27 protein-coding genes are annotated in these 26,115 nt (G+C 68.4%); 16 read left to right on the top strand and 11 right to left on the bottom strand.

Features of this window, described 5'->3' with window-relative positions; translation table 11 throughout:
- Positions 1 to 200 precede the first annotated feature (200 nt).
- A complete protein-coding gene (locus J2851_RS01165) occupies positions 201 to 1,475 on the bottom strand; it encodes a hypothetical protein (protein ID WP_209762627.1) in 1,275 nt (424 codons plus the stop codon).
- 250 nt (positions 1,476 to 1,725) lie between these two features.
- Here J2851_RS01165 and J2851_RS01160 point away from each other — a divergent pair, with 250 nt between their 5' ends.
- The 11 genes from J2851_RS01160 (at position 1,726) to J2851_RS01110 (ending at position 11,339) form a co-directional block, all read left to right on the top strand.
- Positions 1,726 to 2,817 (top strand): hypothetical protein, encoded by a 1,092-nt coding sequence (locus tag J2851_RS01160; protein WP_209762624.1) that lies wholly within the window; start codon positions 1,726 to 1,728, stop codon positions 2,815 to 2,817.
- On the top strand, positions 2,814 to 3,254 hold the full coding sequence (locus J2851_RS01155) for a phage holin family protein (protein WP_209762621.1): 441 nt from the start codon (positions 2,814 to 2,816) through the stop codon (positions 3,252 to 3,254). Before J2851_RS01160 ends, J2851_RS01155 begins: the two co-directional genes overlap by 4 nt.
- A complete protein-coding gene (locus J2851_RS01150) occupies positions 3,251 to 4,222 on the top strand; it encodes a hypothetical protein (RefSeq protein WP_209762618.1) in 972 nt (323 codons plus the stop codon). Before J2851_RS01155 ends, J2851_RS01150 begins: the two co-directional genes overlap by 4 nt.
- A gap of 276 nt (positions 4,223 to 4,498) precedes the next feature.
- Positions 4,499 to 4,963: an SUF system Fe-S cluster assembly regulator gene (locus J2851_RS01145; protein WP_209762614.1), complete on the top strand. Its 465-nt coding sequence runs from the start codon at positions 4,499 to 4,501 to the stop codon at positions 4,961 to 4,963.
- A 42-nt stretch (positions 4,964 to 5,005) separates the two neighbouring features.
- A complete protein-coding gene (gene sufB, locus J2851_RS01140) occupies positions 5,006 to 6,493 on the top strand; it encodes a Fe-S cluster assembly protein SufB (RefSeq protein ID WP_209762611.1) in 1,488 nt (495 codons plus the stop codon).
- Positions 6,494 to 6,623: 130 nt separating this feature from the next.
- On the top strand, positions 6,624 to 7,376 hold the full coding sequence (gene sufC, locus J2851_RS01135; RefSeq protein ID WP_209762608.1) for a Fe-S cluster assembly ATPase SufC: 753 nt from the start codon (positions 6,624 to 6,626) through the stop codon (positions 7,374 to 7,376).
- Between the two features lie 3 nt (positions 7,377 to 7,379).
- Positions 7,380 to 8,771, top strand: a complete 1,392-nt coding sequence (gene sufD, locus J2851_RS01130; protein ID WP_209762605.1) for a Fe-S cluster assembly protein SufD — start codon at positions 7,380 to 7,382, stop codon at positions 8,769 to 8,771.
- Between the two features lie 15 nt (positions 8,772 to 8,786).
- Positions 8,787 to 10,058 (top strand): cysteine desulfurase, encoded by a 1,272-nt coding sequence (locus J2851_RS01125; protein ID WP_209762602.1) that lies wholly within the window; start codon positions 8,787 to 8,789, stop codon positions 10,056 to 10,058.
- Positions 10,055 to 10,522 (top strand): Fe-S cluster assembly sulfur transfer protein SufU, encoded by a 468-nt coding sequence (gene sufU / locus J2851_RS01120; protein ID WP_209762599.1) that lies wholly within the window; start codon positions 10,055 to 10,057, stop codon positions 10,520 to 10,522. The genes J2851_RS01125 and sufU overlap by 4 nt, the downstream gene beginning before the upstream one ends.
- Before the next feature lie 41 nt (positions 10,523 to 10,563).
- Positions 10,564 to 10,971 (top strand): DUF59 domain-containing protein, encoded by a 408-nt coding sequence (locus J2851_RS01115; protein WP_209762596.1) that lies wholly within the window; start codon positions 10,564 to 10,566, stop codon positions 10,969 to 10,971.
- 20 nt (positions 10,972 to 10,991) lie between these two features.
- Positions 10,992 to 11,339, top strand: a complete 348-nt coding sequence (locus tag J2851_RS01110) for a HesB/IscA family protein (protein ID WP_209762593.1) — start codon at positions 10,992 to 10,994, stop codon at positions 11,337 to 11,339.
- Between the two features lie 157 nt (positions 11,340 to 11,496).
- On the opposite strand, the gene J2851_RS01105 is transcribed toward J2851_RS01110, so the two are convergent.
- Positions 11,497 to 11,745, bottom strand: a complete 249-nt coding sequence (locus tag J2851_RS01105; protein ID WP_209762590.1) for a CopG family ribbon-helix-helix protein — start codon at positions 11,743 to 11,745, stop codon at positions 11,497 to 11,499.
- 739 nt (positions 11,746 to 12,484) lie between these two features.
- Here J2851_RS01105 and pepN point away from each other — a divergent pair.
- Positions 12,485 to 15,142 (top strand): aminopeptidase N, encoded by a 2,658-nt coding sequence (gene pepN / locus J2851_RS01100; protein WP_209762587.1) that lies wholly within the window; start codon positions 12,485 to 12,487, stop codon positions 15,140 to 15,142.
- A 93-nt stretch (positions 15,143 to 15,235) separates the two neighbouring features.
- On the opposite strand, the gene J2851_RS01095 is transcribed toward pepN, so the two are convergent.
- From J2851_RS01095 to J2851_RS01085, 3 genes are all read right to left on the bottom strand, one after another.
- Entirely contained in the window at positions 15,236 to 15,616 is a 381-nt protein-coding gene (locus J2851_RS01095) for a c-type cytochrome (RefSeq protein WP_209762584.1), read from the bottom strand.
- A 129-nt stretch (positions 15,617 to 15,745) separates the two neighbouring features.
- Positions 15,746 to 16,468 (bottom strand): SRPBCC family protein, encoded by a 723-nt coding sequence (locus J2851_RS01090; protein WP_209762581.1) that lies wholly within the window; start codon positions 16,466 to 16,468, stop codon positions 15,746 to 15,748.
- A gap of 157 nt (positions 16,469 to 16,625) precedes the next feature.
- The gene (locus tag J2851_RS01085) at positions 16,626 to 17,039 is read right to left on the bottom strand and encodes a hypothetical protein (protein ID WP_246500338.1); all 414 of its coding nucleotides are present in this window, start codon (positions 17,037 to 17,039) and stop codon (positions 16,626 to 16,628) included.
- A gap of 246 nt (positions 17,040 to 17,285) precedes the next feature.
- Between J2851_RS01085 and folK the strand changes: the two genes are divergently transcribed.
- From folK to J2851_RS01070, 3 genes are all read left to right on the top strand, one after another.
- A complete protein-coding gene (gene folK / locus J2851_RS01080; RefSeq protein WP_246500337.1) occupies positions 17,286 to 17,816 on the top strand; it encodes a 2-amino-4-hydroxy-6-hydroxymethyldihydropteridine diphosphokinase in 531 nt (176 codons plus the stop codon).
- Between the two features lie 125 nt (positions 17,817 to 17,941).
- Entirely contained in the window at positions 17,942 to 18,340 is a 399-nt protein-coding gene (locus J2851_RS01075; protein WP_209762579.1) for a dihydroneopterin aldolase, read from the top strand.
- A 224-nt stretch (positions 18,341 to 18,564) separates the two neighbouring features.
- On the top strand, positions 18,565 to 18,723 hold the full coding sequence (locus tag J2851_RS01070) for a hypothetical protein (RefSeq protein ID WP_209762577.1): 159 nt from the start codon (positions 18,565 to 18,567) through the stop codon (positions 18,721 to 18,723).
- An 86-nt stretch (positions 18,724 to 18,809) separates the two neighbouring features.
- Here the strand turns inward: J2851_RS01070 and J2851_RS01065 are convergent, their stop codons facing one another.
- From J2851_RS01065 to J2851_RS01040, 6 genes are all read right to left on the bottom strand, one after another.
- Complete coding sequence (locus J2851_RS01065) at positions 18,810 to 19,178, bottom strand: response regulator (protein ID WP_209762574.1); 369 nt, start codon at positions 19,176 to 19,178, stop codon at positions 18,810 to 18,812.
- Positions 19,179 to 19,215: 37 nt separating this feature from the next.
- On the bottom strand, positions 19,216 to 21,570 hold the full coding sequence (locus J2851_RS01060) for a PAS domain S-box protein (protein ID WP_209762571.1): 2,355 nt from the start codon (positions 21,568 to 21,570) through the stop codon (positions 19,216 to 19,218).
- Between the two features lie 131 nt (positions 21,571 to 21,701).
- Positions 21,702 to 22,061: a hypothetical protein gene (locus J2851_RS01055; RefSeq protein ID WP_209762568.1), complete on the bottom strand. Its 360-nt coding sequence runs from the start codon at positions 22,059 to 22,061 to the stop codon at positions 21,702 to 21,704.
- Positions 22,062 to 22,209: 148 nt separating this feature from the next.
- Positions 22,210 to 22,470, bottom strand: coding sequence for a hypothetical protein (locus J2851_RS01050; protein WP_209762565.1), 261 nt, complete (start codon positions 22,468 to 22,470; stop codon positions 22,210 to 22,212).
- Positions 22,471 to 22,639: 169 nt separating this feature from the next.
- Positions 22,640 to 23,506 carry a universal stress protein gene (locus J2851_RS01045; RefSeq protein WP_209762562.1) on the bottom strand — a complete coding sequence of 289 codons (867 nt, stop codon included), beginning with the start codon at positions 23,504 to 23,506 and terminating at the stop codon, positions 22,640 to 22,642.
- A 140-nt stretch (positions 23,507 to 23,646) separates the two neighbouring features.
- Entirely contained in the window at positions 23,647 to 25,212 is a 1,566-nt protein-coding gene (locus J2851_RS01040) for a bifunctional aminoglycoside phosphotransferase/ATP-binding protein (RefSeq protein WP_209762558.1), read from the bottom strand.
- A 344-nt stretch (positions 25,213 to 25,556) separates the two neighbouring features.
- On the opposite strand from J2851_RS01040, the gene J2851_RS01035 reads away from it, so the two are divergent.
- The gene (locus J2851_RS01035; protein ID WP_209762554.1) at positions 25,557 to 26,096 is read left to right on the top strand and encodes an acyloxyacyl hydrolase; all 540 of its coding nucleotides are present in this window, start codon (positions 25,557 to 25,559) and stop codon (positions 26,094 to 26,096) included.
- Positions 26,097 to 26,115: the final 19 nt, after the last annotated feature.

The following is a 26,115-nucleotide window of genomic DNA, read 5'->3' as shown; positions in this document are numbered from 1 at the left end:
CCAAGACCGGTCGGCGCTGTGTGTCCAATGCATTTCGAGCATCAACCTTCACGGTCGCCATGGTGCGCCGACGCTTTCCCCGCGTCAAGATGCCGGCCGTCAACGCAATCGGGGCCCCTTCCCTTGCGGAATTACCTCGATCGACTCGCCCGCCACCGCGAAGGAGATGCGCGCCCTGCCCTTCTGTTGCGATGACGTCCTCACGCCAGCAGGTTCACCGCGGAGGCTCCGCCGGCGGACGCCGCATCCGCCGGTGAGACTGCCCCATTCGCCCCGGCCTCCGCCCCACCCTCCGTCGTGGCGTTGCCGTCATCGCCGCCGGTCAGGATATCCAGCACCTCCCGCGGGGATATGCCCGAACCGAAAGCCGCTTGGCGGAGTCCGTTGACCTCGTCCTGGGCGCCGTCGACGATCTTGTCGTAGGCCTTGAAGGACTCGCGCCGGGCCTTGCGCCGCTCTTCCGACAGGTCGGCCTCGTTGACGACCTTGGCTTCGCCGATGATCGACTTCACCGTCGCCAGAATCTTCTCGACCCGCTGGCCGAAGGCATCCGCCTCGCGGTAGCGGGACATCTTCAGGTCGTTGTCGGCGATCATCCGCTGCATCAGCGCGCGCCGGCCGTCGCTGGACAAGGCCCCCGATCCCGGCTGAATTCCGCCCAGCGCCGCCTTCACGGCCTCGGCGACGTCGGGCGGCATTCCGTCCGTCGGTGCTTCATTGGGCGCGGCGCCATCCTCCTCGCCGAGACTGGCCTGGGCCGCCTGATCCTCCAGATCCGACGCCTCGGCCGCCAGCGCGTCCGTCTCGCCGGCCGGCGGGCCATCGCCGGAGGAGTCCTGGTTGGCGGAGGACGAAGCCACGTCCCGCGCAAGGGCGGCGGCTCCCGCCGCATCCCCACCCTGCGCCATCGCCCCCTGCGCCCTCGCCAGGGCGTCCGGGCTGAGCGTCACCGTGACGTCCACGGACATCTCCGTCTGGACGACGGTCAGCGACGTCCGTGTGACCGTGTGCACGATTTCGGTCCCAGGCGCACCCGCCCCGCCCGGCAGCCCCATCTCCGCCGCGGCGGCGACGCCCTCGCCGTACTGTTTCGCCGCGCGCCCGGCCTCGCGGGCCAGGATCGCCGCCTCGCGGGCCAGCTGCGCCAGCTTCTCCCGGTTGCCGTGGGAATAGCGCATCATCAGCTTCAGCTCGGCGATCTTGCGCTCCACCTCCTCCAGCTTCTGCTCGGCCGCCGCCTTCGGCCCGCCGACGCGCTTGGCCTCCTCCAGCGCGCTCAACGCGGAGGTGCGCTCCTGCTGCTGCTTCGGGGTGAGCGCGAAGGGCTGGCGCACCGCGTCCGCCTTGTCGGTCAGGCGCTGCTTCGCGTCCTTGGCGTCCATCGCCTCCATATCGCGTTCCCAGGCCTTCTTGGCCTGCTGCAGGCGGAACAGGTTCGACTGGCCGTCGGACAGCACGCTGAAAATCCCGCTCACGCCCGCCTCCTCCGGTTCATCGGGGCCGAGTTCGCTTCGCGGCAAAGTTTAGCAGAATTCCGCGTTCTGTCCAATTGCGATGCCCAAGGGCAGGCGCGCGGCGGCAACCCCGCGTTGCCACGGCAAAGGATTGTACACACGGCGGAACTCCGAAGCCTGCGCTGTTGTTTGAAGGGTTGACATCGGTCGCCGCCCAGCGCGGCGAGACGCCGCATGCCGCGGAGAATGAAATCCCGGAGGAGGAAAGCAGATGGCAGACCGCGACACGTCGGGCATCGGAGGGGGCTTCGGAGCGGGTACCGGCGGACCGAACCGCAAGGACCAGAACAGCACGGGCCAGAACGGCACGAGCCAACCGGGCAGCCAGCCGAACGCAACCCGTCAGCAGGCCGGAGGCCAACACAACGACATGGGCCGCATGAGCAACACCGACCGCAACTCGAGCGCCAGCAACGCCATGGGCAACAATTCGACCAGTAACAATTCGACTGGCAACAATCCGTCTGACCGCATGACCGGCGACGTCAGCCGCATGGCCGACGACGCCACGCAGGCGGGCCGCGACAGCATCAGCTCCGCCCAGGGCCGGATCCGCTCGCTCCTGGAGCAGCAGAGCCACCGCGCCGCCGACCAACTCGGCAGCGTCGCGAACGCCCTGCACAAGGCCGCCGAGCAGCTGAACGACGAGAACAACGGCGCCGCCGCGCGCTACGCCGGGCAGGCCGCCGACCGCGTCGAGCAGGTTGCGGACATGCTGCGCACCTCCAGCGTCGACGACATGGTCGGCCAGGTCGAGCGCTTCGCCCGGCGCCAGCCGGAGGTGTTCGTCGGCGCGGCCTTCGCGGTCGGCTTCCTGTTCGCCCGCTTCATCAAAAGCTCGGGTGACCGTCGATTTCAAGGCCAGGGCGGCTACCGGGCCCCGACGTCGCGCATGACCTCGGATCGCATGTCCGGCTTCGGTCACGACGACCGGTCCAGCTTCAGCGCCGGCCGTTCCGCGACCGCTTCCGGCATGGGCACGGGCATGGTGTCCGGTGCGGGCCGCGACACCGGCCGGGGCATGGCGGGCGGCATCGCCGGCTCGACCGCCGCGGGGTCGTCCAGCGCCTATGACCGCAACCACGCCACCGCCGGCGCCGCCCCGCCGCGCGCGTCCCTGAACGCGGCCACCGCCGCGACCAGCGCCGCCCGCACCCGCGACGCGGCCCAGCTGGTGGCCGGCAGCACCGGCACCACCGGCATCGGTTCCGGCCAGACCAACCAGGGCCAAGCCAACCAGGGTTCGGCCGGCGCCAACTCCACCCCGGTGACCGGCGTCAAACCCCAAGGCACCCTGCCATGAGCGCCGCGGAGGACCGTTCCTACGATCCGCGTCAGGATCGTCCCTATGACCCGCGTCAGGATCGTCCCATCGCCGGCCTGTTCGCCGACCTGGCGCGCGAGACCACCAACCTCGCGCGCACGGAGATCGAACTCGCCAAGGCCGAACTCACGGAAAAGGCGGGACAGGCGGCGGGCGGCGTCGCCTTTCTCGCCGCCGGCGGTCTGATCGCCTTCGCCGGCGTTCTGGTCCTGCTGGCAGCCGCGGTGCTGGCCCTGGCGACCGTGGTGGCGCCCTGGCTCGCCGCCGTGATCGTCGGCGTGGTGGTGCTGGCCATCGGGGGCGTGATCGCCCTGATGGGCAAGAACCGGCTGAAGCCGGAGAACCTGCAGCCGCGGCGGACCATGGAGACGCTGCGCGACGACAAGCGCTGGGCCAAGTCCCAGCTCGCCCGATGAGCGGGCGCGCGGACCACGGGCGGGAACGGTCCTCCGCGGACCAGTCCCGCGACTATGACGCTCTGCAGCGGGACATCCGCGAAAGCCAGTCGCGGATCACCGAAACGATCGGCGCGCTGCGGCACAAGGCCGGGCAGCTCGCCCCAAGGACTGTGATGGAGAACGCCATGAACCGGATGCACAACACCAGCAACGGCGGGCGCGGCCAGCGCCAGGAGGACCGCAACTACAACCAGGCGCGGAGCGGCCAGTCCCGCGGCTGGACGTCGTCGGTGTCCAGCACCGTGCGCGACAACCCGATCCCGCTGGCCCTGATCGGCCTCGGCATCGGCTGGCTCGCGCTGTCGGGCAGCGGCTACGATCGGCGCATCGCGCGCAGCGGTGCGGTCCACTCCGTGCGCGACCGCGCGGGCAGCGCGGCGGAATACGCCCGCGACACCTTCTACAGCGCCACCGGCAGTGTGCGCGACGCCGCCAGCACCGCCTACGACCGCGCCAGCGATCTGGCCGGCGACGCCTATGACCGTGCCAGCGGCGCCGTGAGCGGCGCCCGCGACCACATCCCGGGCATGGGCGGCCGCACCTACAGCGTCGGCCAGTCCTCGCAGCAGACCTCCGCCTCGCACAGCGACGGCGGCCGCCACGGCCTGATGTCGACGGAGCGCATGCACAGCGCGACCAGCCGCCTGTGGGACATGGTGGACGAGCACCCGCTGGTCGCCGGCGTGATGGGCGTGGCGCTGGGGGCGGCGCTCGGCGCCAGCATCCCGTCGACCCGCTACGAGAACGAGTGGATCGGCGACTACGCCGACGAGGCGACCCACCGCGCCAAGGAACTGGCCCAGGAGGCCATGGACCGCGGCACCCGCGCGGCCCGCGCGGCCGTCGAAGCGGCGAAGGAAGAGGTCGGCGACGCGGTCACCGCCGCGGGCGACGCGGCCCGCGAGGAAGTGCGCAAGCCGTCCTGACGGACGGGCGCTCTTCCTGACTTTTCATCGCGTTCGACGTCTTGACGTCAGCGGCCCCGCGCCATCCCGCGGGGCCGTCTTTCTTTTTCCGTGCCGACACCCATGTTCCGGGGCGGCTCAACCGCCACCTGCGGCGGAACGTCGCAGTGCGCGCCGCGCAATCCTGCCATTAATATAACCGAGCGTTTCCGGCGGTTATTCGGCCACGGTTCCGCTTGACAAAGGTCTTATGATGGCCACTTAATCAGGACTAATTTAGTCCTGTATGGGGCGGTTATGATAAGGCTGAGCAAGCTGACCGACTACGCCATCGTCGTCATGAGCGAGATGGCGCGGCATGTGGGCACGGTCCACACCGTGACTCACCTGGCCGAACGCACCGGCGTGCCCGCCCCCACCGTCGCCAAGCTGATGAAGGCCCTCACCCCGGCCGGCCTGACGACCTCGCACCGGGGCGCCGCCGGGGGTTATGCGCTCAGCCGCACCGCCGATGCAATATCCATCGCCGAAATCATCACGGCACTCGACGGCCCCATCGCGCTGACCGCCTGCGTCGAGGGCGCCGACAGCCAATGCGGCGTGGAGCGGATGTGCCCCATGCGCGGCGGCTGGGAAAAGGTCAACCGCGCCATCCGCGGCGCGCTCGAACAAGTGACCCTGGCCGACATGATGGGGCCCGCCACCTGGCCCGACATCGATCTGGCCAATAACGAATCCGCACCGACACGGCGCGCCGTCTGACGTTCGGCGCAATCTGGAAACGCTTTTAGGGAACGAGAGCACATGGCCGCCACGACTGAAACCGTCGAACAGGTCCGCGCCGTTACGGAGCAGAAGTACAAGTACGGCTTCACGACGGACATCGAATCCGACGTCGCGCCGAAGGGCCTGAACGAGGACACCGTCCGCTTCATCTCCGCCAAGAAGGAGGAGCCGGAATGGCTGCTCGAATGGCGCCTGAAGGCGTTCCGCGCCTGGCAGCAGATGGAGGAGCCGCACCACTGGGCCAAGCTCTCCTACCCGCCCATCGACTATCAGGACGCGCACTACTACGCCGCCCCGAAGATGAAGGCGCGGCCGAAGTCGCTGGACGAGGTCGACCCGGAACTGCTGAAGACCTATGAGAAGCTGGGCATCCCCCTGCGCGAGCAGGAGATCCTGGCGGGCGTCGAAGGGTCCGAAGGCCGCAGCCCGGCGGTGGCCGTGGACGCCGTGTTCGACAGCGTGTCGGTCGCGACGACCTTCAAGGCCAAGCTGGAGGAGATGGGCATCATCTTCTGCGCCATCTCCGAGGCCGTGCACAAGTGTCCGGAGCTGGTGCAGAAGTATCTCGGCTCCGTCGTGCCCTACACCGACAACTTCTACGCCACGCTGAACTCGGCGGTCTTCACGGACGGCAGCTTCGTCTACATCCCCAAGGGGGTGCGCTGCCCGATGGAGCTGTCCACCTACTTCCGCATCAACCAGGCCAACACCGGCCAGTTCGAGCGCACGCTGATCATCGCCGACGAGGGCAGCTACGTCAGCTACCTGGAAGGCTGCACGGCGCCCAAGCGCGACGAGAACCAGCTGCACGCCGCGGTGGTCGAGCTGGTGGCGCTGGACGACGCGCAGATCAAGTACTCGACGGTCCAGAACTGGTACCCGGGCAACGAAGAGGGCGTCGGCGGCATCTACAACTTCGTGACCAAGCGCGGCGCCTGCCGCGGCAAGAACTCCAAGATTTCCTGGACGCAGGTGGAGACCGGCTCCGCCATCACCTGGAAGTACCCGAGCTGCATCCTGCAGGGCGACAATTCGGTGGGCGAGTTCTATTCGGTCGCCATCACCAACAACCTGCAGCAGGCCGACACCGGCACGAAGATGATCCACATCGGCAAGAACACCCGCTCGACGATCGTGTCGAAGGGCATCTCCGCCGGCCGTGCGCAGCAGACCTACCGCGGGCTGGTGAAGATCCTGCCGAAGGCGGAGGGTGCGCGCAACCACACCCAGTGCGACAGCCTGCTGATCGGCGACCAGTGCGGCGCCCACACGGTGCCCTACATCGAAAGCCGCAACCGCACCGCCCGCATCGAGCACGAGGCGACGACCGCCAAGATCAGCGAGGACCAGCTCTTCTACTGCCGCCAGCGCGGCCTGTCGGAAGAGGACGCCGTGTCGCTGATCGTCAACGGCTTCTGCAAGGAAGTGCTGAAGGAGCTGCCCATGGAATTCGCCGTGGAAGCCCAGAAGCTCGTCGGCATCAGCCTGGAAGGCAGCGTCGGGTAAGGACATCCGTAGGTTGGGTGGAGCGCCAGCGAAACCCAACAGTCGCAGCATTGGAAGGCATGTTGGGTTGCGCTGGCGCTCCACCCAACCTACCAAAGCCACCGCCAGGGTTAAGGAAGGCGAAGACACCATGATCGAAATCAAGAACCTGCACGCCACGGTGGACGGCAAGGAAATCCTGAAGGGCATCAACCTGACGATCCGCCCCGGCGAAGTCCACGCCATCATGGGCCCGAACGGCTCGGGCAAGAGCACGCTCAGCTACGTGCTGGCCGGCCGCGAGGGCTATGAGATCACCAAGGGCTCGGTGGAGTACTTCGGCCAGGACCTGCTGGCGATGGAGCCGGAGGAGCGTGCCGGCGCCGGCGTCTTCCTGGCCTTCCAGTACCCGGTGGAGATCCCCGGCGTCGCCAACACCACCTTCCTGAAGTCCGCGCTGAACGCCATCCGCAAGCAGCGTGGCGAACAGGAACTCGACGCCATGCAGTTCCTGAAGCTGGTGCGCGAGAAGACCAAGGCGCTGAACATGACCGACGAGATGCTGAAGCGCGCGGTCAACGTGGGCTTCTCCGGCGGTGAGAAGAAGCGCAACGAGACGCTCCAGATGGCCGTCCTCCAGCCGAAGTTCGCCATCCTCGACGAGACGGACAGCGGCCTGGACATCGACGCGCTGAAGATCGTGGCGGAGGGCGTCAACGCCCTGCGTTCGCCGGAGCGCGCGATGCTGGTCATCACCCACTACCAGCGCCTGCTCGACTACATCGTACCGGACTACGTGCACGTCCTGGCGCACGGCAAGATCCAGCGTTCCGGCGGCAAGGAGCTGGCGCTGGAGCTGGAGAAGAACGGCTACGCCGAGTTCGGCGTCAACGAGGCTGCCTGAGCCATGGCGACGACCACAACCTCGCACGGCACCTCCCCTGGGCCGTCCCGCGCCCCCGAAGCCGCCCCGCGCGGCTTCGACCCGGCGACCGCCCGGCCCTTCCTGGAGCAGTTCGACCGGCTGAAGGCCGACCTGCCCGGCGGGTCGCTGTCCTGGGTGCGCGACCTGCGCGACCAGGGCCGCGCCCGCTTCGCACAGCTGGGCTTCCCGACCGTCAAGAACGAGTCCTGGCGCTACACCAACCTGCGCGCGCTCGACAAGCTGGCCTTCCAGCCGGCCGTCGCGGCGGAAACCGGTGTCCGCTTCGACGTTCTGCCGACGGTCCGCGCCGCCGGCACCTCTGGCCCGCGGCTGGTCTTCGTCGACGGCCGCTTCCGGGCGGAGCTGTCCTCCACCGCCGGCCTGCCGGCGGGCGTGGAGCTGCTGAACCTCGCCGACGCGCTGACCCACAAGCCGGACCTCGTGGGTGAGCATCTCGGCCGCCTCGCCACGCCGGACGACCTGCCGCTGGTGGCGCTCAACACCGCCTTCCTAGCGGACGGCCCGGTGCTGCACGTGCCGCAGGGCGTCGAGGTGGCGGAGCCTGTGGAACTGGTCTTCGTCTCCGTCGGTTCCGACGAGCACCCGACCTCTTTCCACCCGCGCACTCTGATCGTCGCGGAGGACAACGCCCGCGTCGTGATCGTGGAGCACCATGTGGGCCTGGGCACCGGCGCCACCCTGTCGAACGGCGTGGGCGAGGTCTTCGTCGGCGCGAACGCGTCGGTCCACCACTACAAGGTCCAGCGCGAGCACACCAACGCCTTCCATCTGTCGCACACCGCGGCGAAGGTCGGCGGCCACGGCGTCTACGACAACTTCATCCTGACCACGGGCGCCAAGCTGTCGCGCAACGAGGTGCGCAGCACCTTCGACGGCGAGCACGGTGACATCCACGTCAGCGGCGCCTACATGGTGCGCGGCGACCAGCATGTGGACACCAGCACCTTCATCGACCACGCCGTCCCCTGCTGCACCAGCCGCGAGGTCTACAAGGGCGTGATCGACGACACCGCACGCGCGGTGTTCCAAGGCAAGATCCTGGTGCGTCCCGGCGCGCAGAAGACCGACGGCTACCAGCAGAACCGCGCGCTTCTCCTGTCGGAGACCGCGGAGATCGACGCCAAGCCGGAGCTGGAGATCTACGCCGACGACGTGAAGTGCAGCCATGGCGCCACCGCCGGCGAGCTGGACGACCAGCAGCTCTTCTATCTGCGCGCCCGCGGCATCGACAAGGAGGCCGCGCGCGGCCTGCTGATCGGTGCCTTCCTGGCGGAGGCGTTGGACGAGATCCCCGAGGAAGGCGTCCGCGAGGCCTTCCAGGCCTACGTCTCCGCCTGGCAGAACGCGCGCTAACGAAGGAAACGGGACATGGACACCCAGATCGCGGATCCCACCCTGACCACTTATGATGTTGAGCGCGTCCGCGCCGACTTCCCCGTCCTGTCGCGCACCGTGCACGACAGGAAGGGGAAGCCCGGCAAGCCTCTGGTCTATCTGGACAGCGCCGCCTCCGCGCAGAAGCCGCGTCAGGTCATCGACGCCATGACGCGCTTCCTGGAGGAGGACTATTCCAACATCCACCGGGGCGTCCATTTCCTGTCGCAGACCGCCACCGACCAGTTCGAGGCCGTGCGCGGCAAGGTCGCGCGCTTCCTGAACGCCCCGTCGGAACGCAACATCGTCTTCACCCGCAGCGCGACGGAGGCCGTCAACCTCGTCGCCCACAGCTACGGGCGCGCCTTCCTGTCGGAGGGCGACGAGATCATCCTCTCCGTCATGGAGCATCATGCCAACATCGTGCCGTGGCAGCTGCTCCAGGCCGACAAGGGCGTCCGGATCAAGGTTGTGCCGGTGGACGACCGCGGCGTGCTCGACCTCGACGCCTACGCCGACCTGCTGTCCGACCGCACGAAGCTGGTGGCGATCACCCACTGCTCCAACGTGCTGGGCACGGTCACGCCGGCCAAGGAGATCGCCCGGCTGGCGCACGAGCGCGGCGTGCCGGTGCTGTTCGACGGCAGCCAGGCGGCGGTGCACGGCGTGGTGGACGTGCAGGACATCGACGCCGACTTCTACATCATGACCGGCCACAAACTCTACGGCCCGACCGGCACCGGCGTGCTCTACGGCAAGTACGACCTGCTGAAGAAGATGCCGCCCTACCAGGGCGGCGGCGACATGATCGAGAGCGTCAGCTTCGAGGGCACCACCTTCAAGCTGCCGCCCGCCCGCTTCGAGGCCGGCACCCCGGCCATCACCGAGGTGATCGGGCTCGGCGCCGCGCTCGACTACATCGAATCGCTGGGCCGCGAGGCCATCGCCGCGCACGAGCACGACCTGCTCCGCTACGCCACGGAAAAGCTGTCGCAGGTGGAGGGCGTGCGCATCATCGGCACCGCACCCGGCAAGGGCCCGATCCTGTCCTTCACGGTGGAGGGCGTGCACCCGCACGACGTCGGCACCATCGTCGACCAGTACGGCGTGGCGGTGCGCGTCGGGCGCCACTGCGCGGAGCCGCTGTCGGAACGGTTCGGCGTCGGCCCCACGGCGCGGGCCAGCTTCGCCCTTTACAACACGCGGGCTGAGGCGGACGCTCTGGTCTCTTCGGTGATCGCGGTGAAGGAGTTCTTCGGAGCATGATGGACGAACTGCGCGAGCTGTACCAGGAAGTCATCCTGGACCACGGCAAGAACCCCCGGAACTTCCGGCATCCGGACGATGCCAACCGGGAGGCCAAGGGTGAGAACCCCATGTGCGGCGACCGCTTCATGGTCTACCTGAAGCTGAAGGACGGGGTGGTCGAGGACGTCGCCTTCCAGGGCCGCGGCTGCGCCATCTCCACGGCCAGCGCCTCCATGATGACCGAGGTGGTGAAGGGCAAGACCGAGGCGGAGGCCAAGGCCCTGTTCGAGACCTTCCACGACCTCTGCACCAAGGACGACCACGAGCACGGCGACCACGGCCCCGTGGACGAGGAAGCCATGGAAAAGCTGATGGTGATGTCCGGCGTCCGTCAGTTCCCGGTGCGCGTGAAGTGCGCCACCCTGGCCTGGCACGCGATGAACGCGGCCATTGAAGGCCAGGACAAGGCGTCCAGTGAATAGAGCCTTGGCGAGTAGCATTTTTCAGAGACGGTGAACCCGCGATGTCCGAAGACGCGATGACCAACGAGGCTGGGGCGAATGAAGCCCGGCCGATGAACCAGACCGAGGCGGACATGGCCGCGGCCAAGGCCGCCTATGACCCGCGCGCCGTGCTGGGCGACGCCGTGATTGCGGCGCTGAAGACCTGCTACGACCCGGAAATCCCCGTCGACATCTGGGAGCTGGGGCTGATCTACCGCGTCGACGTCGGCCCGAACAACGAGGTCGAGATCGACATGACGCTGACCAGCCCCATGTGCCCGGTCGCCGGCGAACTGCCCTTGCAGGTGCAGCAGGCGGTTGAGTCCGTCGAAGACGTCACCACATGCAAGGTGGAACTGGTGTGGGACCCGCCCTGGCGCCAGGACATGATGTCCGAGGTCGCGCGGATCCAGCTGGACATGTTCTGATCAAGGAGGCGAAGATCCCCATGGCTACTGCTGCTCTTCCCAAGGCCCTGTCCATCACCGACGCCGCCGCGGAGCGTGTGAAGTCGCTGATGACCAAGGCGACCGACGACATCATCGGCCTGCGCATCGGCGTGAAGGCGCGGGGCTGCTCCGGCCTCAGCTACGACGTCCAATACGCCAAGGAAAAGATGAAGTTCGACGAGGTGGTGGAGGACAAGGGCGTCACCATCCTGATCGACCCCGCCGCCGTCATGTTTCTGATCGGCAGCGAGATGGACTACGTCGACGACAAGTTCCAGACCGGCTTCGTCTTCAAGAACCCGAACGAAAAGGGCCGCTGCGGCTGCGGCGAGAGCTTCCACGTCTGACCGGTTCTTGAGCGCCGCGATCCGAAAGCCCCTTTCCACCCGGAAAGGGGCTTTTTCGTATGGCCCCGTAGGTTGGGTGGAGCGCCAGCGCAGCCCAACAAGACTCGCTCATGAACGATGTTGGGGTGCGCCTTCGGCTCCACCCAACCTACGCGCCTCATTGCGCACGGCCGTACCGGCGTTCGAAATCAGCCACGACATCGGAATGCTCGACGGCCTCTCCGGCCTGCCACGCGGCAATACCCTCGCGGACCGCTGCGGCGAATTGTTCTTCCGACTGCACGTAGACCTGCAGGGCCTGCTCGATCAACGCGTCCTTGGACCGGCCATGTTCGTCCGCGAGCCGTTGCAGGCTGGCGTTCAGCTCTTCGCTGATTTCCGCGTTCACGCGAACCGTCTTGCCCATCGTCCACCTCCGCATCCGATGATAGGCACAGCCACCCTTGGGAACAAGCACCTACGCTCCCCGGCTCAGGGCAATCGCAGTTGGAGACCGTATTCGTTTCTTGAGACGCCCGTCATCCCCGCGAAGACGCTGCGGTATGCACACATTTCGCCATTGCGGTAAGTGGCTGATACAGTGGAGAAAAAGCCCCTCTCCCTTGAGGGGAGAGGGGTTTGGGGTGAGGGTGGCGCCGGCCACAGGCCGGCCGGAACCACCCACCGCGGCCAGGTTTGAGATTTTCTCCGGGCTACCGCCCGTAACGACCCCTCACCCCAGACCCCTCTCCCCCAAGGGGAGAGGGGCTTTTTCTATGCTGCTCAATGCGTTACCGCATCCGCGAGATGTGTGCATACCGTAGCGCGTTCGCGGGGACAACGATGGTCCTATGGATGGTGGATTCCCGTCTTCCAACTCCACAGCCCTGCGGCCCCCACCCCGCCCTGTTGCCTCATTTTCCCGGATCATATAGGATAAAAAACTTACATCGCCGGAAGGGAGCCACCATGAAACATCACCGTCGCTCATGTTTCACAGTGTTTCATTCCATCGCACGCCCAGCAGCACGCAGACGGGAATGACGATGGCCCTGCTCCCCGGCCGATCGCCCCTGTCCAACGGCGCCCTTCATCCCCACTCTCTCCATGCTAAGGTTCGTCCCAGCGACGCCGTTCCGGCCAAACAAGGTTAGAGAAACGCCATCATGGACAAAGGCACGCCCAAGGCCATCCGCCTGCAGGACTACCGCCCGCCCGCGCACCTGATCGACACCGTCGATCTGCATTTCGACCTGGGCGAGGACGTGACCACGGTGCGCGCGGTGCTCGGCATACGCCGCAACCCGGCGCGCGGCGACGCGGCGGCGCAGCCGCTGACGCTGGACGGCCAGCGGCTGGAGCTTGTGTCGGTGGCGCTGGATGGGAAGCCGCTGACCGACGGCGACTACACCGTGACGCCCGACCACCTGACCGTCCACAGCGTCCCGGACGCCTTCACGCTGGAGAACGTCGTCCGCATCAAGCCGCAGGAGAACACGGCGCTGGAGGGGCTGTACAAGTCCTCCGGCAACTTCTGCTCCCAGTGCGAGGCGGAAGGCTTCCGCAAGATCACCTACTTCGCCGACCGTCCGGACGTGATGGCGCGCTACACCACCACCATCACGGCGGACAAGGCGCGCTACCCGGTGCTGCTGTCCAACGGCAACCTCGTGGAGTCCGGCGACCTGCCCGACGGCCGCCACCGCGCGGTGTGGGAGGACCCCTTCCCCAAGCCCTGCTACCTGTTCGCGCTGGTCGCCGGCAACCTGCGGCATCAGGAAGACCATTTCCAGACCATGTCCGGCCGCGACGTGACCCTGCGCATCTACGTGGAGCCGGGGAACGAGGACAAGGTCGACCACGCCATGCGCTCGCTGATCAAGTCGATGCGCTGGGACGAGGAGGTGTTCGGGCTGGAATACGACCTGGACATCTTCAACATCGTCGCGGTCGGCGACTTCAACATGGGGGCGATGGAGAACAAGTCCCTCAACGTCTTCAACACCAAATACATCCTAGCGAAGCCGGAAACCGCCACCGACCAGGACTTCCTGGGCATCGAGGCCGTGGTGGCGCACGAGTATTTCCACAACTGGACCGGCAACCGCGTCACCTGCCGCGACTGGTTCCAGCTGTCGCTGAAGGAGGGGCTGACCGTCTTCCGCGACCAGGAATTCTCCAGCGACATGAACTCGCGCGCCGTGAAGCGCATCGCCGACGTGCAGCGCCTGCGCACCGTGCAGTTCCCGGAGGATTCCGGCGCCATGGCGCACCCCGTGCGCCCGGACAGCTATGTGGAGATCAACAACTTCTATACCCCGACCGTCTACGACAAGGGGTCGGAAGTCATCCGCATGTACCACACGCTGCTGGGGCCGCAGGGCTTCCGGCAGGGCATGGACCTCTATTTCCAGCGCCACGACGGGCAGGCGGTGACCTGCGACGATTTCGCCGCCGCCATGTCCGACGCCACCGGCACGGACCTGACGCAGTTCAAGCTCTGGTACCGGCAGGCCGGCACGCCGGAACTGAACGTCACGGGCGCCTATGACGAGGCGGCGAAGACCTACCGCCTGACCGTCAAGCAGGCGGTGCCGCCGACGCCGGGCCAGCCCGAGAAGCAGCCGATGCACATCCCGCTCGTCATGGGCCTGCTCGGCCCCGACGGGAAGGACCTGCCGCTGCGCCTGAAGGGCGAGGATAAGCCCGTCGGCACCAGCCGCACGCTGCACGTCACCCAGGCTGAACAGACCTTCGAGTTCCTGGACGTCCCGGCCCGCCCGGTGCCGTCGCTGCTGCGCGGCTTCTCCGCCCCGGTGAAGCTGAAGGCCGACCTGTCGGACGCCGACCTCACCTTCCTGATGGCCAACGACAGCGACGCTTTCAACCGGTGGGAAGCCGGCCAGGTGCTGGCCACCCGGCTGTTGCTGTCGCTGGTCGCCGACCGGCAGGCCGGCCGCGAACTGGCCTTGCCTCAGAGCTTCATCGACGCGGTCGGGGCCGTGCTGAAGGACGCCGACAAGGACCCGGCCTTCGCCGCCCAGGCGCTGGTGCTGCCGACGGAGGGCTATGTCGGGACGCAGATGGAGGTGATCGACCCCGACGCCATCCACGAGGCGCGCGAGTTCGCCCGCAAGCGGCTGGCCGAGGCACTGCGGCCGGACTGGCTGGCGACCTACCGCCGCAACGCCGGCAACGAGCCCTTCTCCGTCGACGCGGCGGCGATCGGCCGGCGCGCGCTGAAGAACCTGTGCCTCGCCTACCTGATGGCGCTGGAGGACGAGGAGGCGCTCGGCCTCTGCCTCGGCCAGTACCACGGGGCGCAGGCGATGACCGACGTCATGGCCGCGCTGCAGTTCCTCAGCAACGCCGACGCGCCGGAGCGCGAGGAGGCCATCACCGGCTTCTACGAGCGCTGGAAGGGCGAGCCGCTGGTGGTGGACAAGTGGTTCGGCGTCCAGGCGACCTCCCACCGGCCGGACACGCTGGAGCGCGTGACCAAGCTGCTGTCGCACCCGGCCTTCGAGATCCGCAACCCGAACAAGGTCTACGCGCTGATCGGCGGCTTCGCCGGCGGCAACCCGGTGCGTTTCCACGACGCGGGCGGGGCGGGATACCGTTTCCTGGCCGACCAGGTGCTGCGAATCGACCCGATGAACCCGCAGGTGGCGGCCCGCCTGATGGGCCCCTTCTCGCGGCTGCGCCGCTACGATTCCCAGCGCCGCGCCCTGATGCGGGCGGAGTTGGAGCGCATCGTCGCCACGCCGGGCCTGTCCCCCGATGTGTTCGAGGTGGCGAGCAAGAGCCTGGAGGCGGCAGGTTAACCGCTCCCCCAAACACAAAACAGGGCCCGAATCGAAGCCGGGCCGGAGGTCGCCCTCCGGCCCGGCCCTACGCGGCGGAAATCCGCGCTCAGATCACTTCTGCTCGCTCAGGAAGGCGATCAGGTTGTCGAGCTTCTCCGGCTCCTTCAGGCCGGCGAAGGCCATCGTGCCGCCCGGGACGATCTCCTTCGGGGCGGCGATGTAGGCCTTCAGGTTGTCCGGGGTCCAGACCAGGCCGCCGGCGGCCTTCTCCTGCATCGGCTTGGAGTACTTGAAGCCCTCGATCGAGGCGGCCGGGCGGCCGACGACGCCGAACAGCGACGGGCCGACCTTGTTCTTGCCCTGCTCGGCGGTGTGGCAGGCCATGCAGACCTTGAACACGTCCTTGCCAGCGGCGGAGTCGGCCGCCAGAGCGGCGCCCGCGCCCAGGACGATACCGGCGATCACAGTGGCGCCCAGGAGATGCTTCTTCATTGTTGCTTTTCCCTATCCGGATGTGGCCGGCGCACAATGCCGGCGAGAACGTGGCGCAGGATACACATTCTTGGGGTAAGGCCAAACCCCCAAGGTGTCGCGCCACGTTAAATAAACACCAAGGACGGGTTATTTCATCCAGGCCAGCACGATGACGAGAACCGCCACGGCGAGGATAGCCAACCAAGGAACGTAAAGGCCGCCCCGGCCGCGGGCGGCCGGCAGCGGAAGCGGCAATTCGGGCGGCCTTTCCACGGCCGGAGTCACCGTGGCCGCGGGCGCGGCCGACGCCCCGCTGCTCTCCGCAGCCGGTGCCTCGGCGACCACGACGCGGCGCGGCGCGGCCTCCGGCTCGGCAGCAACGGGCTCCGCCGCCGGCACGGGCTCGGCAAGCGTTTCCGGCGCCGGTTCCGGCGCGCCGACCACCGCGGTGAAGCGGGTGAAGAAATCGTCGGCCATCTTGCGCGCGGTCGCGTCGACGAGCCGCGAGCCGATCTGCGCCAGCTTGCCGCCGACCTGGGCCTTCGCCGTGTAGGACAGGAGCGTCGCGTCGCCGTCGGGAGCGAGCGTCACCGTCGCGCCGCCCTTGCCGAATCCGGCGGCACCTCCGGATCCCTCACCGGTGATGGTGTAGCCGTTGGGCGGGTCGAGGTCCGACAAGGTCACTTTTCCCGCGAACTTCGCGCTGACCGGGCCGACCTTGGCGACGACCTTCGCGGTGAATTCCGTGTCGGAGACCTTCTGCACCTCTTCGCAGCCGGGAATGCACTGGCGCAGAATTTCCGGATCGTTCAGCGCCTTCCACACCGCCTCGCGCGGCGCCGCGATGCGCTGGCTGCCACTCATGTCCATGACGTCGTCCCTCCAAACCCCACGCCCGCATCGTTGAAGCCCGGTCCGTGCACCCTTCGGAACGCGTGCACGGCCAAGCTCAGGCCAGGACGATACGGCATCGCCGTGGCCCCGGACAGTCCCTCATTCCGGAGGGCTCCCCCTCGAAAAGTATGAGTCAGCGTGGGCCAGGCGGGATGCAGTTCTGGACGATGGGCGTGCAGGCGGACAGTTCGGAACTGGCCGGATAGGACACCTGCTCCACCACGCCGCCGCCAAGAACGAACGTCGCTTCGCAGCCGTTGCCGCTGCTGTAGCCGCCCACCGGCAGCCCAAACCCCAACCCGACTCCGACACCGCTGGAACTGCCGCCGAAACCGCCGATGCCGATGCTGGTGCCCGGCCCGGCGGCCACCGCCGGGCGCTCGACATAGGTGAAATACTCCTTGCCGCCCGCCGTCGCCTGACGCGCCGGCACGCCGGCGCAGGCGAGCAGCCGCTCCTTTGGCATGCCGAGCATTTCGGACTGGGCGCGCCGCGCCACCTGCGGGTCCGGCCCGGTCGCGCAGGAGGCGAGCAACAGCCCCGTCATTCCCAAAACAAGAAGCAGACCCGCCTTCATCGCCGCACGCCCGACCAACATCGCTTACACCCTCCGACCGGAGACCATTCCATGAACACAACCCCAGGGATGGCTTGCGGTTCCCGCCGGAAGACGGCTAGGAAACTGGGCATAGGACATTGCGACTGTGGCAGTTCGGGCGACTGTGGCAATTTGGATGGATAGGTCGCTTTGTCGATTGCGGCACAGGGGGATCATGCTATGACAGGTGAGGAAATGGTTTCGACTAGCGACGGCATCGCGATGACCACGGTCTACCTCGCTCTTGGCAGCAATCTCGGTGACCGCGCTGCGACCTTGCGGGAGGCGCAGCGGAAGCTCGGACCCCAGGTTCGCCTCGACCGTTTTTCGCGCGTCTACGAGACCGCGCCGATGTACGTCACCGACCAGCCGGCCTTCCTCAACATGGTCGTGCGCGGCCAGACCCTGCTCGGCCCCTGGGAACTGCTCCGCTTCGTGAAGGGGATCGAGGCGGCGCTCGGCCGGAGCGAAGGCGGACTGCGCTTCGGTCCCCGCCCCATCGACATCGACATCCTGCTCTACGGCGAACTGGTCATGTACGCGCCGGAGCTTGAGATCCCCCACCCGCGCATCGCGGAGCGGGCCTTCGTGCTGTGCCCGCTGGCCGACATCGCGGCGGACCTGGTCCATCCGGCGCTCAGCCGCAGCATCGGGCAGCTGGAGGAGGCCGTGCCCGGCCGGGATACGGTGGTGCCGGTGACCGGGGTGATCGCCGAAGCGGTCTGACGACTCCGTCCCGAACCGCGCCCACACCTACGCCCACACCTACGCCCACACGATGGCAATCGCGGACGCTTGCGCTATAGTGCCCGCCGGCGTAGCGCCGACACGGCCGCCTGGAGACTGCTTTTTTGCCCAACGACACCGATTCCCGACGCGCTGGCGCCGCCTCCGACGCGTCGGCGACCTACACCATCCTGCTTCGGGATTTCACGGCCACCGTGTCGCTCGCCGGCCGGACGGACCACACGACCGCGCGCATCAACCTGGAACTGAAGGTCAGCCATCCCGGCCGCGGCTTCCCGGACGACATCGCCGCCGTCATGTCCTACGAGGACATCGTCGAGGATCTGCGCCGCCTGTGTGCGGAGGATGCGGTTCCCGGCCCCGATTACCTGGCCGACCGGGCGGCCGCCCTGTGCCTCGCCCACGCCAAGGTCCGCCGCGTCCGCGTGGACGTGGAGTTGTCCTCCGCCCTGCCCGATGTGACGGGATCCGGCGTGTCGATCACGCGCGAACAGGCGACGTGACCCACCCGCAAGCGACTCCTGCGGAGCGGTTCCACTGATGCATTCGGCGTAATCCCCAAGAAGGCATAGGCGAAGAGTGGTGCGTTGAGGCATTTAGGCTGGATGGTCATTCGCCGCTTGGTAGAGTGACATGAAATTTCGCAATGCAGTATCATTGCGCAATTCTATTCTCCGCGTATAATAAAATTCATCGGTGGACAACAGCCGATGCCAGGGAGGAAAGCATGGACCATCAGAAGGATCCGACCCTGTCGGAGATCCTGGACGAGCCCATCATCGTGGCCCTGATGAAGCGCGACGGCATCAGCCGCGAGTGCTTGAGCCAGCTCCTGGAGCGCGTAAAGCGCAATCTTCGCGCCCGCGAAGAGCGGATGGCCGCCTGACGGCACTCCCGACGGGACCGCGCCCGCGGCGCACACCGCATCACCATCGCCAGCACCGGGACTGATCCGGCCGGTGTGCTGGACGCTTAGGCGCCCAGCACGTCGCGCACGGCGTCCATCACCTCGGCCGGGGTGAAGGGTTTGCGCAGGGTCTTCTGCGCGCCCAGCGCCTCGGCCACGGGAAGGACGTCGAGCGAGGCGCGCGCGCCGCCCCCGGAAATGGCGATGATCTTGATGCTGGGATAGCTGCGGCGCAGCTCCATGATTGTCGCGAGCCCTTCCTGGTTCGGCATGAAGATGTCGGTGATCACGAGGTCGGCGGGATTCCGGCGGAAGGCGTCGACGCCTTCGATTCCGTCCCGCGCGCCGACCGCCTCGTGTCCGCCGCGGGTCAGGGTGCGCAGAAGCATGGTGCGGACCATGTCGTCGTCGTCGATGATCAGCACGTTGGCCATGGCGGCGCGTCCTCCTCGTTGCTTATGTTTGCTTCCATCATGCCGGCCGGTGGCCCCGGCCCGTGGTGGCGCCCGTGGTGGAGTCGGCGTTCCGTCCGGCCTTCTGGGCCAGCCGCTCCTCCACGAGCTGGCGGACCAGGGTCACGAACTGGTCCGGAACGACCGGCGTCCGCAGGATGCGCGTCACGCCCGCCGCCTCGACCGCCGCTCCCTCCAGTTCGCTGTCGGGGCTCGCGCAGACCAGGATCGGAATGCCCGGCGACGCAGCGGCGAAGGCGCGCGCCAGCGTCAGCAGCCGCCACGCCTGCCCGGTCGGCCCCTGCTCCAGCACCACGAGGTCGAACCGCTCCGGCGCGATGGTGAACAGCGCCAGCCCCCGCCGGCTGCCGGCGGACGCGACGACCTGGAACCCCTGCATCCGCAGCAGGCGGCCGGCCATGCCCAGCATCGTCCGCTCGTCACCGACCAGCAGGATCCGCCCGCGCCCGCGCTTGATGGCGCGAAGCCCCAGCTCCGGATCGTGCCGCGGCAGGTAGATGGAAAAGCTCGATCCCTCGCCGGGCGCGCTGACGACGTCGATCACGCCGCCATGGTCGGCGACGATTCCATGGACCGCGGCCAGGCCGAGCCCCGTCCCCTTGTCCACGGCCTTGGTGGTGAAGAATGGTTCGAAGATCCGCTCGATCAGCGCCGCGTCCATGCCGCAGCCGGTGTCCGACACGCTCAGGCAGAGGTAGCGGCCGGGATTCAGCCGGGCGCGCGCCAGCTCCTTCGGCGCCCCGACCGTGGCGTGCGCCAGCGTCACGACGATCAGCCGCGGCAGGCCGCCGCCCTTGGGGCCGCCCTTGGGATCGTCGCCGATGGCGTCCAGCGCGTTCTTGCACAGGTTCACCACCACCTGGTGGATCTGCGTCGGGGCGGCGAAGACCGCCATGTCGCCATCGTCGCAGACGAAGCGGATGGTCACGTCGAGCGGGATGGTCGGGTGGATGAGCTGCAGCGCCTCTTCCACGATTCGCCGCAGGTCGACGACCTCGCGCCCGGCCTTCTCCTTGCGGGAGAAGGTCAGGAGTTGCTGGACCAGCCCCTTGGCCCGCTCCGCCGCGATGGTGACCTGGGCGACGTCGTCGCGGACCTCCGACCCCTCGGGCAGGCTGTCGAGCGCCAGATGGCTGTAGCCCAGGATCGCGGTCAGGATGTTGTTGAAATCATGGGCGATGCCGCCCGCCAGCACGCCGACCGCCTGCATCTTCTGGGCGCGGCGCATCTGCTCCTCCGCCTGCCGGCGCTCCGTCACGTCGTCGGCGGTTCCGATGATGTTGGTGATCCGCCCGTCGGCTTCGCGGACCGGCGCGATGGTCACCGACGCCCAATAGAGGCCGCCGTCGCTGCGGCGGGCGGGAAGCTCGCCCTGCCACGTCTCGCCGGCGGACAGGACGCGCCACATCTCCCGGAACTGGTCGGAGCCGGGCTCGGCAAAGCAGAGCGCGAAGCTTTCCAGGTCGTGGACCGCGGACGCCTCGCGCCCGGTCATCGCGGTGAAGCGGGCGTTGACGTAAGCAACCTTCCCCAGGGCGTCGGTGATCACCACCGCCACCGGGCTCTGCGCCACGGCCAGCGACAGGGTGCGCAGGGTCTCCTCGGTGCTGCGCGCCTCCGTCACGTCGCGGGCGACGGCGGCGAGGCCGAGAAGCTCCCCCGACGGGCCGCGGTAGGGCGTCTTGATGGTTTCCAGCAGAGCTTCGCGCCCGTCGGGCAGTTGCACCGTCTCGACGACGCGGCGCGGCATCCCGACCCGCAGCGCCTCGCGGTCGTCGGCGCGGAACGCCAGGGCCAGGTCGCGCGGCACGAGGTCGAAGTCGCTGCGCCCGACGATCTCCTCCTCCGACCGGCCGAGGAAGGCGGCGAAGGCGCGGTTGCAGCCGACGAAGACGCTGTCTAGGTCCTTGAAGAAGATCAGGTCCGGAATGGAGTCGAGCATCGCCTGCAGGAGCGCGCGCTCCGCGCAGGGTGCTGTGTCCTGCGGCAAGGACCGCCCACAGCCGCGCAGGTCCGTGACGTCGAAGGCGTGGCTGACCCCGCGCAGGCCGCCGTCGGGCTGCGGGTGCAGCACGGTGACGGTCTGCCACCACGACACCCGGCCGTCCCGGTCGACGACGCGGTGGTCGGCGTGCCGCGCGCGGTCGTGCCCGCAGCGGCGCGCCCGGGCGACCTCCGCCAGGAAGCGGTCCCGGTCGAACGGGTGAAGGAGCGTCTGAAGGCAGGGTTCCGCCTCCCCGAGCATGCGAAGCACGGCCGGGGACGCGGTATCGATCGGATGCCCGCCACCCTCGCGCCACCGGATGACCAGCAGCGCGTCGTCCGACGCCGGTGAGTTCGCGTCCGCCGCCACCCGTTGCACACCCCAAGCGGAGAAAGAGCCGGGGGCAAGTCTACCCACGCGCGCGGGCGATATGAAGCGCCGCCGTGCCGAACGGTCCTGTCCGGGCGGATTGTCGCAGGGGGGTGGCGCCGACCGCGCCCTTACCGCACGGACACCACGCGGAACGGCCGCTGGACACCGTCATGCTCGGTGATGGAGATGTATTCACCCTCCACCAGCGTGTGGCGGTCGAAGCGGAAGATCGGCTCGTCGTCGTCCACGTCGTCCTGGTCGTAGTCGAACAGCCAGCCCTTCCCACGATGGATCAGGTGGCCGGTCTCGTCGTCCTCGCCGCGCCAGAAGCGGTGGACGGTGCAGGCGGTCTTGTGCGTCCGCCATTCCTCGGGATCGAGATGGCCGTCCGCGGTCAGCGGGGCGGTGAACTCATAGCCGTGGTCGGCGCTTCCCTCCGGATGGTCGGCGGTGCGGGCCAGTTCGAGGCGGATTTTCTTGAGCGGCACGGGTTGCTGTCCTCCGGCAGAAACGGGGAGCGCGTCGCCCGCGCCCCCCGCGTTTTCCTCCCCATCCAACTTTGCGGGCGGCCCGGTTGTTCCGGCGCCTGCCCCTTCCCCGGCTGGTTTCCCCCCAAGCCGTTGCCCGAATGCGGCGTCAAAGCGCCGGGTGATGCGCCACGAACCCGTCCAGGACCACCGTCAGCTCGTCGGCGTGGCGGGGCTGGCCGTGGCTGCGCGCGTTTTCGATGTCGTCGCGGATGATGCGGGCAATCCGGCGCGGGCCATCGGCGGCGTGCACGAGGCAGCAGCCCAGCTCCACCGCGACCATTTCCGGCAGGTGCTCGTGTTCCGCGATGGCGTCGATCTCGTCTTCGGTCAGATCGCTCAGCGCGATGCAATCGTCGATCGTCAACATGGCGCGTTCCCTTCCCGATTGCCGGGCCGCCGTCGGATCAGGTCCGGCAGCGGCCCTGTGGTTGTTCACCACCGGCGTGGAGGGCGCCTTCAGCAGACAGCGCCGCGCGTCGGGTTGACGTTCCCGCCCGACGATCCGACCGCGGCGATCGTCCCGGACTCCGGCCCGGTCAGTGGGCCATCAGCACGGGCAGACCAGCGTGGTTCAGAACATAGCGGGTCACGCCACCCAGGATCATTTCCCGCATCCGGCTGTGCCCGTATCCCCCCATGACGAGGAGGTCCGAGCCCAAGTCCGTGGCCTTGTTGATGATGGTCTGGCCGACGGGTTCCGACCCCGGCTTCAATATAGTTAACTGAACGTTAACCCCGTGCCAAGCCAGATAATCGACCGTGCGACGACCTGCCGCAGCCTCGGTGTGGGAGGTTTCGGCGGTCAGCACATGGACCGTGTCGGCGCTGCGGATGAAGGGCATCGCCCCGGCGATCGCGCGGGCGGATTCGGCGCTTCCGTTCCAGGCGACGGTAATGGTGCGGCCGATCGCGTCCGGAAGAGTGCCAGGCACCAGAAGCATCGGCCGGGCGGCCCCGAGAAGCGCGGTCTCGACCGTGGCGTAGGCCTGGGTGTCGGTGTCCAGCCGGGTGTGGGCGAAGACCAGCAGGTCGGCAAGCCGCCCTTCCAGCGGCACCACGTCCTCGACCCGGCCGACGACCTCGCGCCAGCGGGCGCTCGGGCCTTCGACGCCCGAGGGGACGTCGCGCAGCTCGATCCCGGCCTCCTGCACGACGGCGTCGAAGGTGCGGCGCGCGGTGCGCAGGTGGACGTTCGCCTCGCCTTCCGCAGCGCGCATGATCTCCTCGACCATGGCGCCCGACATGCCTTCGCCCAGCATCGGGACGGCGTCCCGCGGGTCGAGCTTCACGAACAGCGCATCGACGTGGGCATCGAAGTTCCGCGCGATCTGAATGGCGGCGTTCAGCGCCGCCGGGTCGCTGTCGGTGCCGGCCAGCGGCACGAGAATCGTCTTCAGTGACATGATCTCCCCCCGGGCCGTTTCCGCCGGCCCTTTGTCGGACGGTGGTTCGGTGCGCCGCGTGCCCTTCGCCTGCGGACGTCGAGGACCGTGTTTCGGACAGTGTACCGCATCGGACGGCGGAGCGCCCGTCCCACCTGGAATTACGCCAGTCTTTCCCGCACGGCCGCAAGCGCGTCCCCCGCATCCCTGCCCGCGTCCACACGCAGCCAATCGATCGCGCCGACGTCGTAGGATTCCTGGTGTTTCGCCACCTCCGCCGTGGCGTCGGAGGCGTCGCCGCGGCGAGATGTCACACGGGCGACGCGCGTCTCCAGCGGCGCGTCCAGCCAGACGCCGTCGAACCGCACGCGTGAGTCCCGCGCCGCCGCCGCGATGGCCGCGCGCTCCTCCGGCCTGGCGTGGACCGCGTCCACCACCGCCGCGTGGCCGGCGGCGAGCACCCGCCGCGCCTCGTCCACCAGCATGGCGTAGACGCGCCGGGTGACCGCCGCGTCGTAGGCCTCCGCCGGCAACCGGTCGGTGTCCGCCACCCCGAACAGGCGCTTGCGCCGTACGTCGGAGCGCAGCACCACCGCCCCCGGCATGGGCCCCACCCAGGGCGCGAGCCCCAGCGCGAGCCGCGACTTTCCCGTCCCGCTCAGCCCGCCGACGGCGATCAGGCGCGGCGGGGCCGGGTCCAAAGCGCGAATGGCGAAGTCCAGATGGTCGACGGCCTCGCGCTCCAGCTTGGCCGCCGATCCTTTGGCCACAGCGCCTTCGTCGGCGCGCAGCCAGGCCGCCGCTGCGGCGACCTTCGCCCGCACGGCGGCGCGCATCGACAGGAACAGCGGCAGGAGCGCCAGCCCGTCCAGATCGCCGGTGACGTCCAGCCAGCGGTTCAGCACGGTGTTGGCGTGGATGCGCAGGCCCCGCTGCTCCAGGTCCATCAGCAGGAACGCCAAGTCGTAGACAACGTCGATGACCGCCAGGGACTCGTCGAACTCGATCCCGTCGAACAGGGTCGGCCGTCCGTCGAGGAGCACGATGTTGCGCAGGTGCAGGTCGCCGTGGCCGTGGCGCACGAAGCCGTTCGCCCGGCGCGCCTCCATCAGCGGCGCGAGGCGTTCCAAGGCGGAGATCGACCGGGACGCGAGCCGTTCCACCCGGTCGGGCGGGAACAGGGCGGGGCTTTCGCGAAGCTCGCGCAGGTTCCCGTCGACGACCGCGCGCATGGCCGTCGCCCCGCCGCCGTCCGTGCGGCGCTCGGCGGCCTGGTGGAAGGCGGCCACCGCGTCGGCCAGGGCGCGCATCAGGTCGTCGGTCAGCGCGCTGCGCTCGGCCATCCGCTCCAGGAGGGCGTCGGCCGGGAAGCGGCGCATGACGACGACCCAGTCCAATGCTTGGTCGGTTGGCGCTGTGCCGTCTCCGCCGAGCGCCAGCCCACCGGCGCGGCGCAGCACCGGCGCGACCCCGAGATAGAGGGTCGGCGCCGTGCGGCGGTTGAGCGCCAGTTCCGCCACGCAGGCGGCGTGCCGCCGCTCCACGGTGGAAAAGTCCAGGTAGGGATAGCGCACCGCGCGTTTCAGCTTGTACGCGCGGTCGCCGGCCAGGAACACCATGGCGGCGTGCGTGTCCACGCGCTCCACGGCCGCGCCGCCGTGGCTGCGCGGATCGCCGAGAAAGGCGGCCACCTTCCGTTGCACCGGATCGGGCTGTGCGTGCTGCATGGCCGAAGCCTAACACGGGCCGGTGCCCGCGGGGCAGGTTCGCCCGGTCCGGCGGCGCGTCCATGCGTCGCGTCCCGTCGCTCCATCGGTGCTAACCCCACTCCGCAATTGCGAGGGTGAACAGGGGCACGCCTCCCCTATTGACGTGGGGCCATTGCGAAACGACATCAGGGAGGTAGCACCGAAAGGCGCTTGCAAACGCGGAACGCGCGCCCGTAATGACACAGCAGTGACAAGTTCGGGCGTGGTAGAGTCCGATGGTTTTCGTCTCCGGTGGTTTCGTCTGGGTAACGGGCAAGCAGGAGTGTGGCGCCGTGGGCAGGGTTTCCCGGGGTTTCCCTGTGATGGTCGTGGCCGCGGGCCTTGCGCTCGCCCTGCCGGCACATGCCCAGGACGCGACTGCGCCCGGCGACCGCATCGGCAACTGGAAGATCGGCGCGCTGGCCTATGTGACCGGCGACGTTCCCGAAACCACGGTGTCCGACCTTCACAGCAAAGTGCGGATCGGATCGTCCCTGCTGCCCAAGCTGGAGCCCTACGCCGACATCCGGCCCTGGGTGTCGATGGGCAGCCCGTCGGTGGACGGCAGCCTGCACGGGATGGGCGGCGTGCTGATCGACGTGCCGCTGGGATCCTTCGTGTTCACGCCGAGCATCGGCGCCGGCACCCTGCCGCGTGCGAACCGCACGACCCGCGAAACCGGTTCGACTGTGGAGTTCCGCTCCCAGCTCGAACTCGGCTACCAGTTCGAGAACAAGTCGCGCTTCAGCCTCGGCTACAGCCGAATCGACAGCACCGGTTCGACCCCGGACTCGAACGCGTCGACCAACAATGTGTTCGGTCTTTACTACCGCCTGCCCTTCGGCGCACTGGCCGGACAGTGATCGCGGGCCGGAGCATTTT

It is taken from the genome of Azospirillum rugosum (genome assembly GCF_017876155.1).
In the GTDB taxonomy this organism is placed as follows: domain Bacteria; phylum Pseudomonadota; class Alphaproteobacteria; order Azospirillales; family Azospirillaceae; genus Azospirillum; species Azospirillum rugosum.
The sequence above is the reverse complement of the archived record's forward strand: the minus strand, read 5'-3'. Positions and strand labels throughout refer to the sequence as shown.

Bases quoted from the DNA above. Each gene is read 5' to 3' on its own strand.
- J2851_RS01070 (WP_209762577.1), top strand. From the start codon at position 18,565: ATGGACCATCAGAAGGATCCGACCCTGTCGGAGATCCTGGACGAGCCC.
- J2851_RS01045 (WP_209762562.1), bottom strand. From the start codon at position 23,506: ATGTCACTGAAGACGATTCTCGTGCCGCTGGCCGGCACCGACAGCGAC.
- J2851_RS01115 (WP_209762596.1), top strand. From the start codon at position 10,564: ATGTCCGAAGACGCGATGACCAACGAGGCTGGGGCGAATGAAGCCCGG.
- sufU (WP_209762599.1), top strand. From the start codon at position 10,055: ATGATGGACGAACTGCGCGAGCTGTACCAGGAAGTCATCCTGGACCAC.
- J2851_RS01050 (WP_209762565.1), bottom strand. From the start codon at position 22,470: ATGTTGACGATCGACGATTGCATCGCGCTGAGCGATCTGACCGAAGAC.
- J2851_RS01040 (WP_209762558.1), bottom strand. From the start codon at position 25,212: ATGCAGCACGCACAGCCCGATCCGGTGCAACGGAAGGTGGCCGCCTTT.
- J2851_RS01085 (WP_246500338.1), bottom strand. From the start codon at position 17,039: ATGACGGGGCTGTTGCTCGCCTCCTGCGCGACCGGGCCGGACCCGCAG.
- pepN (WP_209762587.1), top strand. From the start codon at position 12,485: ATGGACAAAGGCACGCCCAAGGCCATCCGCCTGCAGGACTACCGCCCG.
- J2851_RS01090 (WP_209762581.1), bottom strand. From the start codon at position 16,468: ATGGACATGAGTGGCAGCCAGCGCATCGCGGCGCCGCGCGAGGCGGTG.
- sufB (WP_209762611.1), top strand. From the start codon at position 5,006: ATGGCCGCCACGACTGAAACCGTCGAACAGGTCCGCGCCGTTACGGAG.
- J2851_RS01155 (WP_209762621.1), top strand. From the start codon at position 2,814: ATGAGCGCCGCGGAGGACCGTTCCTACGATCCGCGTCAGGATCGTCCC.
- J2851_RS01145 (WP_209762614.1), top strand. From the start codon at position 4,499: ATGATAAGGCTGAGCAAGCTGACCGACTACGCCATCGTCGTCATGAGC.
- folK (WP_246500337.1), top strand. From the start codon at position 17,286: ATGGTTTCGACTAGCGACGGCATCGCGATGACCACGGTCTACCTCGCT.
- J2851_RS01150 (WP_209762618.1), top strand. From the start codon at position 3,251: ATGAGCGGGCGCGCGGACCACGGGCGGGAACGGTCCTCCGCGGACCAG.
- J2851_RS01125 (WP_209762602.1), top strand. From the start codon at position 8,787: ATGGACACCCAGATCGCGGATCCCACCCTGACCACTTATGATGTTGAG.
- J2851_RS01160 (WP_209762624.1), top strand. From the start codon at position 1,726: ATGGCAGACCGCGACACGTCGGGCATCGGAGGGGGCTTCGGAGCGGGT.
- J2851_RS01110 (WP_209762593.1), top strand. From the start codon at position 10,992: ATGGCTACTGCTGCTCTTCCCAAGGCCCTGTCCATCACCGACGCCGCC.
- J2851_RS01105 (WP_209762590.1), bottom strand. From the start codon at position 11,745: ATGGGCAAGACGGTTCGCGTGAACGCGGAAATCAGCGAAGAGCTGAAC.
- J2851_RS01065 (WP_209762574.1), bottom strand. From the start codon at position 19,178: ATGGCCAACGTGCTGATCATCGACGACGACGACATGGTCCGCACCATG.
- J2851_RS01095 (WP_209762584.1), bottom strand. From the start codon at position 15,616: ATGAAGAAGCATCTCCTGGGCGCCACTGTGATCGCCGGTATCGTCCTG.
- sufD (WP_209762605.1), top strand. From the start codon at position 7,380: ATGGCGACGACCACAACCTCGCACGGCACCTCCCCTGGGCCGTCCCGC.
- sufC (WP_209762608.1), top strand. From the start codon at position 6,624: ATGATCGAAATCAAGAACCTGCACGCCACGGTGGACGGCAAGGAAATC.
- J2851_RS01035 (WP_209762554.1), top strand. From the start codon at position 25,557: ATGGTCGTGGCCGCGGGCCTTGCGCTCGCCCTGCCGGCACATGCCCAG.